This is a genomic window from Metabacillus halosaccharovorans, from assembly GCF_002019635.1.
GTDB lineage: Bacteria > Bacillota > Bacilli > Bacillales > Bacillaceae > Metabacillus > Metabacillus halosaccharovorans.
Genome location: NZ_KV917373.1, coordinates 246,220 through 257,646, shown reverse-complemented (window position 1 = coordinate 257,646; position 11,427 = coordinate 246,220). Strand labels below are relative to the sequence as shown.

Here is an 11,427-nt window from a genome sequence, read left to right as displayed (position 1 = left end):
ATCACTATAATGAGGAAAGAATTCAAGAAAAATTAGGCTACCTCACCCCAAAAGAATTCGGAGTTATGGCAGCCTAATAAAAGGGGGTGTTTTATATGTGTCTCATATAGCTAGGTAAGTTCACACAGACCCTTTTATTGTTATAAAACAGATTATTTATTTAATTACGATTACCATGTTCTTCTAGATAAAGAATTCTCTCCAGCATCGTTGGATGTGTATAGCGAAAGATCTTCACCAGTGCCGGTGGATTGACTTCACTTAATCCTGCTCTGGACAATTCCTGGAATGAACTGATTGCAGCTTCATGATTGTTTGTCATTTCAATTGCATACATATCAGCTGACTTCTCCTGATACCTTGCAACAACATTTGACAAAGGACTTGATGCAAAGGTTAGTGTCCCTAAAAGGAGAAGAAATAATGGAAACGCAGCAAGCTCTCTCATCGAGCGGATTTTCAGCATCCCTCCATATCTGGCAATAATAATACTCATAAGGACATGAATGATGTATAAACCCGCTAGGCTAAGTAATAGGTAGCCCGCTATTCCGACATAGATATGCTTCATCACGTAATGACCCATTTCATGAGCCATAATAAACAGAATTTCATCCTCATTCAAGCGATTTAACGTTGTATCCCATAGGACAATTCGAGAATTGGAACCTATCCCTGTTACGTAGGCATTGAGTGCATTTGTCTTTTCAGACATGTTCACCTCATACACATGCTCTGCAGGAATATCTGCTTTTTCAGCAATTTCCAGAATTTTTTCTTCAAGCACTTTGTCCTTCAACGGATAAAAATCGTTGTAAAGCGGGTCAATAACAACCGGTTGAATAAACATTAAAAACATGGAAAAAGGAATGGACAATAACCAAGCATACAACCACCATCTTTTCTCAAAACGTTTTATTAACGAATAAAGAACAATAATAATGACTGTCATTAACAGATAATTAACCCAAAAATCAATTAACTGATCCTTCATCCACGTAGAAAAGGATTGAGTGGTGATGTGGTACATTTTAGATATCCGAAATCCAATCCAATTAACAGGTAACGAAATAACACTGACAAATAACGATAACCAAAAGAAATAAATTGCAGATTGTATAGTAAATATGTTGGATGATGCACTCGACCAATCCTGCATTTTCCTTGAGAGCCCGGTAATCATAAAAATGAACAGAAGAAACCACTCAAAAGGAATAGTAACGAAATATAGGAAATTTCGAATTGTGGAGTATTCCTGAGTTAATAGTAATTCTCTACCGGACATAAATGTTGCAGGATCTGCCGATGTTCCCTCATACGGAGCTGGTACACCTGTACCGGAAAAGATAAACAAATACCAGTAAACAACTAAACCATATAAAAAGTAGAGAAAAATTGATGTTGTTACCCATTTCCTCATCTGGCCTTTCCCCCTTGAACAAGCTGTTACTATTAGTGTAGTACTATGAACATTGAGTTAGAACATGAAAAGGGATGGACCCGATATTAACAAACGTTCATCATGACTTAAGAAAAAAACATACTATATAAAACCAACGTACCGATGGATCCCATCACAACAACAATAACATTTGCTCCAGTAAAAGCAATGAGAGTAGCAGCAACAGCGCCAACAATTCCAAATATCAGGTCATCGCTAATTAAAAAGATACCTGGAACGACTAATGCACCTAAAGTTGCGTATGGCACATTTTTTAACACATTTTGCACAAAAACAGGCATTTTTAACTGACTTAAAGCGACAAGTGGAATCATTCGGGGTATATATGTGACAAGTCCCATTCCAATAATCATTACGATGATCATACTATCCATCTGTCTCCACCTCGCTTGTATACTTCAAATAAAATAGTTCAACAAGGATCGCTGAAAGTAGAGTTGATAATACAATAGACCAGCCTGTTGAAATCATTTGCGACGCATAAAAAATAGAATTTAAGATAGCAGCCGTAACCGCTAAAAACATAACCTTACGATGTTTTTTAAGAGATGGAATTAGTAATCCTATAAACATCGCATATAGAGCTATCCCCATACTCTCCTGAACTGTTGCTGGAAGGCTTGCACCGATTACGTAGCCAATTCCTGAATTTATCACCCAGCTAGCATACGAAATCAACATTAACCCAAACAGGTAGCCTGCATTTACTGTACCTTCTTTAGTTGATGCAACAGTAAATGTCTCATCTGTTAGCCCAAAAGAGTAGAGTGCTTTTTTCCATAGAGAATCGTTTTCTACTTTTTCGCTAAGAGAAGCAGACATTAAAAAATGACGAATATTCACAATAAAGGTAGTGAAAATAATTTCAATAATCCCGGTACCTACTGTGAGTAAGCTTAAAGCCATATATTGGGAAGCACCGGCAAAAACAATTAAACTCATAAGGACTGTCTCAGATAAAGACAAGCCGGTTGATTTTGAAAGCAGCCCAAAGGTTAAGGCAACAGGTAAATACCCGATTGCAATACTGATTCCACCTTGTAATCCCTGAAGAAAACTGGACTGTTTTTTTACTAAAGTGGTTGTCGATGACACACAAATACCTCCTATTGCTGCAAATTAAGAATAATAAATTAATAAATAAAAGCTTGTTATTTGATTTGTTTCATTGGCATACGTATGTGAGTGGGCTGCTTGAAATTTCATCGAATCACCTTTTTTTAATAGATAAGACTCTTCCGTTATTGAGACTTTGGCTTCCCCTTCACATACAAGTACATATTCTTCAACACTTCCATGATGACGGTCTGAAGTGTGAATACATCCCGGTTTCATTTCAATAAAGTAGATTTCAAATTTTTTAGAAGAATCAAATGGAAAATAAGGGTATACTTGAAACTGTTCCCCGTTCTCCATGACCGCACTTTTTTCATGTAACCTTATAACAGAGACAGCGGGTTTATTCTCCTCAACAAGTGATGAAAATGAAACCTGAAGTCCATTCGCTATCTTCCATAGCGTATTAACGGTTGGACTTGATTCCCCTTTTTCAATTTGCGAAAGCATTCCTTTGCTAACACCAGTCAAACTTGCCAACTGATCATAGCTATATCCCCTAAGCTTGCGTATTTGTTTTAAATTCTCTGCGATTTGAGTTTGAATTGAATTCATCATATTCCCCCATATATTGCCATCGTATAATATAGTATACATTCGTATTTTATTACATACAACACTTTTCTTTTCCTTCTTAATGAAGTAAATTGGAACTATGCTAATCTATTGAGGGTGAAGAAAATGCTCATACATTATTTTGAAAAAATCCAGGAAAAGCTTCAACATGTGCTAGAACAGGAAAAAAAATCGATGCTAGTTGCAGCAGAGAAAATCGCAACTACCATTCAAGCAAATGGGATTATCCATCTTTTTGGATGTGGTCACTCTCACATGTTAACAGAGGAAATGTTTTATCGCGCAGGTGGCTTAGCTCCTGTTAAACCGGTCTTTATTGAGGAATTAATGCTTCATAAAGGGGCAGTAAAATCTTCTTATCTTGAAAGGCAAAACGATTATGCCGAAAAGTTTATCTATAACCAAGATATCCAGCCTCAAGATTTGATTATCGTCATTTCAACCTCCGGATTGAATCCAGTCCCAATTGATGTGGCCATACACGCTAAAAATCTGGGGGCATATGTGGTAGGAATAAGCTCCTTTTATTATGTAGACGGAAAAGCATCAAGACATACAAGTGGTAAATTCCTATCTCAAGTTGTTGATTTAGCCCTTAATAATCATACGACAAAAGGAGATGCTGCTCTTACATTTGAACATTCCTCAACTCCATTCGGTCCAACTTCAACAATTATTGGAGCAACAATGCTAAATGCGATCTTTGCTGAAGCAATAAAAATGATGGTAAACAATGGATTCCATGCACCTGTTTTTTTAAGTGGTAATATCGATGGGGCAGATGAGCATAATCAACGATTGATTGAGCAGTATAGCGATCGAATTCCGTTGCTTAAGTTTGATTAGTTAAAATCGACTTATCGTGAATTCCAATTTAAGATAGAAAATGAGCCCTACCTCAGTATAAAAGGTTGGGCTCATTTTTATTTTCTCTCGATATCAATTTTAAATTTATACCTGTCTGCACGATAGGAGGATCTTACAAGCTCAAGGGGAGTGCCATTTTCCAAAAATGTTTCCCGTTGTATGAGCAGGACCGGAACACCTTTATTTATGTGTAAATGCTGTTGATCTTCAGCATCAACAATGGCAGCCTCGACTGTTTGGGATGCATGTCCGATCGTTAATTCCAACTCATTTTCAATATAAGTATATAGAGAGCTCGCCAATATATCTGGTGTTAAACCAGGAACCAGACTTACAGGAAGATAACTGGTCTCTACAGCGATCGGTTCATTATTTGCTAGGCGAAGACGCTTTATTTTATAAATAAGCTCTTCATCTTTGAGAGAAAGTGTTGCCCTTATATCTTTGTCTGCCGGGTATATTTCAAAATGCAGTAACTTACTTCCCGGAACTAAATTGCGGGCTTTCATATCTTCGGTAAAACTTGTAAGACCTTGTAGATTTTGTTCAAATTTTTGACTGGAAACAAAGGTTCCTTTCCCTTTTTCCCGAAAAAGATATCCCTTGTTTACAAGGTTTGTTATGGCTTGACGTACAGTCATACGACTTATCTGATAGCTTTCTGAAAGCTCTCTTTCTGATGGCAAAGCATCACCTGGTTGCAACTCTTCGGTTTCTATTGTTTTTTTTATTTGCTCTTCTAACTGATAATACAATGGAAGAGGAGAATTTTTGTCTACCACATAAAGATCCCCTTTCAATTTCACTCTTCTTCATTATAGTATATTTACAAATAAAATAGAAAACTACCTGAACATAACAGGTAGTTTTCCTTTTTATTTATTTCCTTATCTTAGCCATTTCATCTGCCACAAATTGTACTTGTGTTCCTACAATGACCTGGATGCTTTGTGGTCCAACTATGTTGATACCCGGAATACCGGCTGATTTAATTTTGTTTTGATCAACAGCATCCATGTCTTTTACTTCAATTCTTAATCGCGTAACACAGTTATCTACAGATGTAACATTCTCATCTCCGCCAAGTCCTTCATAAATGACGTTTGCCATCCTTGCAAATTTATTTTCTGAAGTAACGGTTCCTTCTTCAGTCTCATGATTCGATTCTTCTGTTTCAGCTTCTCTACCTGGTGTAGCCAAGTTAAACTTGGTGATTAAAAATCTAAACAATACATAGTAGATAACAGCAAATGCTAACCCTTGTAATAAAAGCATATATGGTTGATTTGCTAACGGTAATCTTGAGCTTAGGACAAAGTCGACTAATCCTGCACTAAAACCAAATCCAGCCGTCCAATGGAAAAATGAAGCAATTGCTAAGGATATCCCTGTTAAGGCTGCGTGAACAACATAAAGTGCAGGTGCTAAAAACATAAATGAAAATTCAAGAGGTTCTGTTACACCAGTAAAGAATGAAGCAAAACCTGCCGCTAACATTAGTGATGCAGCTTGTTTTTTACGCTTTGTTTTTGCTGTATGATACATAGCTAGGGCTGCTGCCGGTAAACCAAACATCATAATCGGGAAGAATCCAGCCTGATACATACCTGTAACTCCTTTTGTACCAGTTCCAGCCCAGAAATTTCCAATATCATTAATTCCCGCTACATCAAACCAAAATACCGAGTTTAATGCGTGATGTAAACCTGTTGGTATTAACAAACGATTAAAGAATCCATATAATCCTGCTCCAATAAACTCCAATTTACTGATAGCTGTTCCAAAAGAAACTAATCCTGTAAAAATAACAGGCCATGCGAAAAAGAGAACCAATGACACAACCAGCATAGATACAGCTGACATTATTGGGACTAATCGTTTTCCACTAAAGAAAGCTAACGCTGCTGGCAGCTGAACTTCGCTAAACCGGTTGTACATTATAGAAGCAACAATCCCTGATAGAATTCCAACGAACTGATTCTCGATTTTTCCAAAAGCCGGATTCACTGATTCTGCATCAATTCCCTGTAACATCGCAACCGTATCAGTCGAAAGTAATGTTGTAATAACAAGGAAAGCTACTAAACCACTTAGTGCAGCAGATCCATCTCTGTTTTTGGACATTCCCAATGCCACACCTACTGCAAAAAGAATAGACATATTGTCGATAATTGAGGAACCAGCTTTAATTAAGAATGCAGCTACAGGGTTTCCTGCGCCCCATCCAGCCGGATCAATCCAATAACCAATCCCCATTAATATCGCTGCAGCTGGCAGAACGGCTACTGGTAACATCAATGACCGTCCAATGTTTTGTAAGTATTTCATCATGTTGACTTCCCCCTATCCATTTATATAACGGAATAAAATTAGACCATTTTGCTTTATAGCACTCTCACAAACGTGAAAGCGTTTCATAAGCATATAGTAACATCGTTGAGTATAGATGTCTATACCAATTTTATATAACAAACAATTATATTTGTCATATTCTTTGTAAGATTAACATACATGGTTTTTAACTGGTATAGACAACTATATAAAGAGGTGGTATCCTATATTCATAATTTATACCTTTTCCTCTAATACTATTCAAAGGGGGTTTTTACATGGAAATCATTTCAGACAAATTAATCATTAAGCAAGGAACCATTTATACCGAAGAGCAAACGTTACAATCCGGTTTTGTTCAAATTGATGATGGGAAAATAACAAAGATAAGCAAATCTACTGAACCTCTATCTTCAAAAGATTATCAACTGATTACCTTACCAGAAGGCTATAGTATTATCCCTGGTATGATCGACCTTCATATTCATGGTGTGAATGGTGCTGATACGATGGATGCGACAAGAGAAGCTCTTGATATAATGGCTTCCACCCTTCCAAAAGAAGGAACAACTAGTTTCTTGGCAACGACGATAACAGAGGATATAAACGAGATAAAAAAATCGTTAGTAAATGCCGGAGAATATATCAACTCCTTTCAATCTGAAGGTAATGCCGAAGTGTTAGGGATTCACTTGGAAGGTCCGTTTATTCATAAAGGTAAAGCTGGCGCCCAGCCTGTTCAGCATATAGCTGATCCAGACACTCAATTATTTAAACAACTTGAATCATTATCCAATCATCATATTAAGGTAGTTACTCTTGCTCCAGAACTCCCAGGAGGAAGTGAGCTTTTAGACTATCTAAAGAATAAAAATATTATTTCTTCAATTGCCCATTCTGAAGCATCTTATTCTCAAGTTTTAGAAGCCATTGATCACGGTCTTACACATGTAACACATTTATTTAATCAAATGACAGGCCTTCACCACCGTGATCCGGGAATTGTAGGGTCAGCTTTCCTAAGGGATGAGCTAATGGTAGAAATTATTGCAGATGGGATACATGTTTCTCCTGAAATCGTAAAAGTTGCTTATAAACAGATTACAGATGAAAGAATGATGTTAATTACTGATGCAATGAGAGCAAAATGGCTTGAAGATGGTAGTTATGACTTGGGCGGTCAGATGGTTACCGTTACAAACGGGAAGGCACTGCTCGATGAAAATACTTTGGCTGGCAGTGTACTTAAAATGATTGATGCCTTTAAAAATATCCAAACATTTACTGGTTGCAGTATGGAGAGCGCGATTAAAATGGCTTGTGAAAATCCAGCTAAGCAACTAAATGTTTTTGATCGTAAAGGTAGTATAGCGAACGGAAAAGATGCTGACCTCGTCATCCTTGATGAAAACAAGGATGTATATATGACAATTTGTAAAGGAAAAATCGCTTTTGCAAGAGGAGATGACAACCTTGAAAATCATTGAAGTGAAAGATTATGAGGAAATGAGTAAAAAAGCTGCGGAATATATGTTAAAAAAGATTAAAAACAGCTCTCAGCTAAATATAGGCCTTGCTACAGGCGGAACACCAAAGGGAGTCTATCAGGAATTAATTAAAGACTATTCGCAAAATAAAACTTCCTACACTCACATAAAAACATTTAACTTAGACGAATACATCGGCCTTAAAAAAGATGATCCAAACAGCTATTTCCACTATATGAATGAAAATCTTTTTAAACATATTGGTATTTCAGTAGAGCAAACGCATATTCCGTCAGGGACAAATGAAAACACGGAAGCAGAATGTGAAGCATATGAAAATATGATTAAGAATGCCGGGGGAATAGACCTTCAGTTATTAGGAATAGGTGCAAACGGACATATAGGCTTTAATGAGCCTGGAACCTCCTTTCAATCAAAAACACATGTTGTTGATTTAGCTGATTCCACCCGAGAAGCAAATGCCCGATTTTTTGATCGACTAGAAGATGTCCCAAAACAAGCCATTACAATGGGAATTCATACGATTTTTCAAAGCAAGGAAATTATTCTTTTAGCTTCAGGTAAAGCAAAACAACAGGCAATGGTTGAGCTTTTAAATGGAGAAGTGACAGAATTGTTCCCTGCATCCATCCTAAATAACCATCCGAATACTATTGTGATTGCTGATGAAGAAGCATTAAGAGGCGTTAAAAAAACGACTAAGGCTATGTAAAAAAGGTACATGCCCCACTTTTGGAGCATGTACCTTTTAAATTAATAGCGCCTTATCTGATAAAGAGCTATCTGATTTTATTTTTGAAAATTCCTCGAGTAAAGAGTTCACCGTTAAGCCTTGCTTTTGTTCTCCTTCTGCCTGGAACACAATGTTTCCTTTATCCATCATGATTAAACGATTTCCAAGATCAACAGCCTGTTGCATATTATGTGTAATCATTAACGTTGTTAAATTCCCTTTTTCAACAAGCTTTTTTGTTAAGTTAGTAATCAGCTCTGCACGTGATGGATCAAGGGCAGCTGTGTGTTCGTCGAGTAAAAGGATATCAGGCTTTGTAAAAGTAGCCATTAATAGCGATAAAGCTTGGCGCTCTCCTCCGGATAATAAACCAACTTTAGCGGATAAACGGTTTTCAAGGCCTAATCCCAGCATCTCTAACTGTTCTTTGAAGAACACTCGTCTTTTTGCTGTTACACCTGGTCTTAATGTTCTCTTGTGAACACGCGAATAAGCGATCGCTAAGTTTTCTTCAATTGTCAGTGTTGGAGATGTTCCAGCCATAGGGTCCTGGAACACCCGTCCGATATATCGTGACCTTTTAAACTCCCTGACATCAAGCATTGATTGATTCTTTATGCGTACATCACCATCATCAGGAGTTATTCGTCCGGCAATCACATTTAGAAGTGTTGATTTTCCGGCTCCGTTACTGCCGATAACTGTAACGAAATCCCCTTCATTTAAGGATAATGATAGATGGTCGAGGGCTATTTTTTCATCTAATGAACCTTCATTAAACACTTTAAATATTTGCTCTAGTTGAAGCAATATCATTACCCCGCTTTCTGCGTAAGCTTTTTTTCCGTTTATCCTTTTGCTTATCAACCATTTGCGGGATAACAAGGGCCCCAATAACAATACATGCTGTAATAAGCTTCATATCACCTGTTTCAAAGAAGTTAACTCGAAGGGCCATCGCAACAATTAGGCGATAGATAATCGCCCCAATAATGACCGCAATCGTAGCACGAACGATCGTTTTTGTTCCGACTAATGCCTCCCCGATAATAACTGAGGCTAAACCGATGATGATCATTCCAATCCCCATACCTACATCACTAAATCCATTGTACTGGGCAATAAAGGCACCGGAAAATGCAACAAGTGCATTCGAAAGACCTAATCCAACAATCTTTAACATATCCGTATTTGCTGAAAAGCTTGTGATCATATTTTGGTTATCACCAACAGCTCTAATCGCAAGTCCAAGCTCTGTTTTCAGGAAATAGTCCAATGCAAATTTAATGACTAGAATAATAATCAGCATTGTGATCACAACCGACCAAGTTTTCGGTACATAGCCTTCCAAACCAATTGAAATAAAGAGCTGCTCTAGACCAGTGTCTATTCCAAGCTTGTTCCACCAATCAAGTAATTGAGTAAAAACTGTTTCCTCTTGTAATAGCGGGACATTTGATTTGCCCATAATTCGAAGGTTAATAGAATACAAGGCAATCATCATTAAGATACCGGATAGAAGCGGGTTAATGTTTCCTTTCGTATGCAAAACCCCTGTGATACAGCCAGCCAAAAAGCCTACTAGTAATGCGACTAATGTGGCTAAGAAAGGATTCACACCATTGACAATTAACACTGCACTCACAGCTGCGCCTGTGACAAAGCTGCCGTCTACTGTTAAATCCGGAAAATCTAGTATTCGAAATGATAGGTATACTCCAAGAGCCATTATCGCATAAATTAAGCCTGACTCTACTGATCCAAATAGGGCTGTAAACATAATTCCTCACCTTTATTCAAGAATTTCTGCTTCTTCTTTCCATTCTTCTTTTATTTCAATTCCCATATCTTCAGCTGCTTTCGCATTGATTTGAAGTTTTAGATTTTGCGGATACTGGACAGGAACTTCACTTACTTCCTTCTCACCAGTTAAAATGCTTGCTGCCATTTCTCCTGCTTCAAAGCCGATATCATAGTAATCGAATCCATAAGCTGCAAAGCCGCCGCGTTTTACAGAATCCAATTCACCAACAAATAGCGGGATATCATTATCACTAGCAACACCAATAACACTTTCTAACGCTGAAACAACCGTATTATCCGTAATCACGTATAAAGAATCGACTTTTCCTACTAATGATTCTGTTGCCTGCTTTACTTCTGCAGAGGTAGAAACAGATGCTTCAACGACTTCTAAGTCTGTCCCTTCCATTGCTTTCTTAACTAAATCAATTTGTGCAACAGAGTTTTGCTCTCCTGAGTTATAAATCATTCCTACCTTTGTTCCTTCAACATTATCTGCAATAAACTTCACTGTATTTGGAATCGCATCAGGGTGAGTATCTGTTGTTCCTGTTATATTTGCACCAGGCTCTTCAAAGCTTTTCACCAGTCCTCCGCCGACCGGGTCTGTAACAGATGTAAACACAATCGGTATATCTTGTGTTGCATTCAATGCACTTTGTGCACTTGGTGTTGAGTTGGCAAAAATTAAATCAACATTGTCCCCTGCAAAATTAGTCGCGATAGTTTGACTGTTATTTTGGTCTCCCTGAGCAATTTGTACGTCATATTCAACTTCCAGACCTTTTTCTTTTAATGCAGCTTGAAAGCCTTCCAGTGCTGAATCTAATGATGGATGCTCGACAATTTGGTTTACACCTATTGTATATGTTTTTTCTGAGCTGCCAGAATCAGAGCTTCCTTCACCTGTGCTACCAGATGAATTTTCACTGCTTCCACAGCCAGCTAGTGCTAAAAAGCTAGCTAACATCATTCCTGTACCAATTTTCCAACCTTTTTTCATACTATATAATCCCCCTTTAGTCCCTTTA

At 37.6% G+C, this 11,427-nt stretch carries 12 protein-coding genes; 3 read left to right on the top strand and 9 right to left on the bottom strand.

Annotated features, from left to right (window positions below):
* Nucleotides 1-160: 160 nt before the first annotated feature.
* The 4 genes from BK577_RS25620 to BK577_RS25605 form a co-directional block, all read right to left on the bottom strand.
* Entirely contained in the window at nucleotides 161-1,420 is a 1,260-nt protein-coding gene (locus tag BK577_RS25620; protein WP_078435639.1) for a M48 family metallopeptidase, read from the bottom strand.
* A gap of 107 nt (nucleotides 1,421-1,527) precedes the next feature.
* On the bottom strand, nucleotides 1,528-1,836 hold the full coding sequence (locus BK577_RS25615; protein ID WP_026560280.1) for an AzlD domain-containing protein: 309 nt from the start codon (nucleotides 1,834-1,836) through the stop codon (nucleotides 1,528-1,530).
* Entirely contained in the window at nucleotides 1,829-2,557 is a 729-nt protein-coding gene (locus BK577_RS25610) for an AzlC family ABC transporter permease (RefSeq protein WP_078435638.1), read from the bottom strand. The genes BK577_RS25615 and BK577_RS25610 overlap by 8 nt, the downstream gene beginning before the upstream one ends.
* A 24-nt stretch (nucleotides 2,558-2,581) precedes the next feature.
* Entirely contained in the window at nucleotides 2,582-3,133 is a 552-nt protein-coding gene (locus BK577_RS25605; RefSeq protein WP_078435637.1) for a helix-turn-helix domain-containing protein, read from the bottom strand.
* A 126-nt stretch (nucleotides 3,134-3,259) separates the two neighbouring features.
* Between BK577_RS25605 and BK577_RS25600 the strand changes: the two genes are divergently transcribed.
* Nucleotides 3,260-4,000 carry an SIS domain-containing protein gene (locus tag BK577_RS25600; protein WP_078435636.1) on the top strand — a complete coding sequence of 247 codons (741 nt, stop codon included), beginning with the start codon at nucleotides 3,260-3,262 and terminating at the stop codon, nucleotides 3,998-4,000.
* Between the two features lie 77 nt (nucleotides 4,001-4,077).
* On the opposite strand, the gene BK577_RS25595 is transcribed toward BK577_RS25600, so the two are convergent.
* Both BK577_RS25595 and nagE read right to left on the bottom strand, forming a co-directional pair.
* The gene (locus BK577_RS25595; RefSeq protein WP_078435635.1) at nucleotides 4,078-4,803 is read right to left on the bottom strand and encodes a GntR family transcriptional regulator; all 726 of its coding nucleotides are present in this window, start codon (nucleotides 4,801-4,803) and stop codon (nucleotides 4,078-4,080) included.
* A gap of 97 nt (nucleotides 4,804-4,900) precedes the next feature.
* Entirely contained in the window at nucleotides 4,901-6,352 is a 1,452-nt protein-coding gene (nagE, locus tag BK577_RS25590) for an N-acetylglucosamine-specific PTS transporter subunit IIBC (RefSeq protein ID WP_078435634.1), read from the bottom strand.
* A gap of 278 nt (nucleotides 6,353-6,630) precedes the next feature.
* Here nagE and nagA point away from each other — a divergent pair, with 278 nt between their 5' ends.
* Both nagA and nagB read left to right on the top strand, forming a co-directional pair.
* Nucleotides 6,631-7,839, top strand: a complete 1,209-nt coding sequence (gene nagA / locus BK577_RS25585; RefSeq protein WP_078435633.1) for an N-acetylglucosamine-6-phosphate deacetylase — start codon at nucleotides 6,631-6,633, stop codon at nucleotides 7,837-7,839.
* Entirely contained in the window at nucleotides 7,826-8,572 is a 747-nt protein-coding gene (gene nagB, locus BK577_RS25580) for a glucosamine-6-phosphate deaminase (protein ID WP_078435632.1), read from the top strand. Before nagA ends, nagB begins: the two co-directional genes overlap by 14 nt.
* Before the next feature lie 36 nt (nucleotides 8,573-8,608).
* Here the strand turns inward: nagB and BK577_RS25575 are convergent, their stop codons facing one another.
* The 3 genes from BK577_RS25575 to BK577_RS25565 are packed head-to-tail and all read right to left on the bottom strand — an operon-like array spanning nucleotide 8,609 to nucleotide 11,399.
* On the bottom strand, nucleotides 8,609-9,403 hold the full coding sequence (locus BK577_RS25575; RefSeq protein WP_026560288.1) for an ABC transporter ATP-binding protein: 795 nt from the start codon (nucleotides 9,401-9,403) through the stop codon (nucleotides 8,609-8,611).
* Nucleotides 9,378-10,373: an ABC transporter permease gene (locus BK577_RS25570; RefSeq protein ID WP_078435631.1), complete on the bottom strand. Its 996-nt coding sequence runs from the start codon at nucleotides 10,371-10,373 to the stop codon at nucleotides 9,378-9,380. The genes BK577_RS25575 and BK577_RS25570 overlap by 26 nt, the downstream gene beginning before the upstream one ends.
* Before the next feature lie 12 nt (nucleotides 10,374-10,385).
* On the bottom strand, nucleotides 10,386-11,399 hold the full coding sequence (locus tag BK577_RS25565) for an ABC transporter substrate-binding protein (protein ID WP_078435630.1): 1,014 nt from the start codon (nucleotides 11,397-11,399) through the stop codon (nucleotides 10,386-10,388).
* Nucleotides 11,400-11,427 lie beyond the last annotated feature (28 nt).

What these genes read in the sequence shown, in the direction of transcription:
- BK577_RS25620 (WP_078435639.1), bottom strand. Translation starts at nt 1,420, where the DNA reads ATGAGGAAATGGGTAACAACATCAATTTTTCTCTACTTTTTATATGGT.
- BK577_RS25615 (WP_026560280.1), bottom strand. Translation starts at nt 1,836, where the DNA reads ATGGATAGTATGATCATCGTAATGATTATTGGAATGGGACTTGTCACA.
- BK577_RS25605 (WP_078435637.1), bottom strand. Translation starts at nt 3,133, where the DNA reads ATGAATTCAATTCAAACTCAAATCGCAGAGAATTTAAAACAAATACGC.
- BK577_RS25600 (WP_078435636.1), top strand. Translation starts at nt 3,260, where the DNA reads ATGCTCATACATTATTTTGAAAAAATCCAGGAAAAGCTTCAACATGTG.
- nagE (WP_078435634.1), bottom strand. Translation starts at nt 6,352, where the DNA reads ATGATGAAATACTTACAAAACATTGGACGGTCATTGATGTTACCAGTA.
- nagA (WP_078435633.1), top strand. Translation starts at nt 6,631, where the DNA reads ATGGAAATCATTTCAGACAAATTAATCATTAAGCAAGGAACCATTTAT.
- BK577_RS25570 (WP_078435631.1), bottom strand. Translation starts at nt 10,373, where the DNA reads ATGTTTACAGCCCTATTTGGATCAGTAGAGTCAGGCTTAATTTATGCG.
- BK577_RS25565 (WP_078435630.1), bottom strand. Translation starts at nt 11,399, where the DNA reads ATGAAAAAAGGTTGGAAAATTGGTACAGGAATGATGTTAGCTAGCTTT.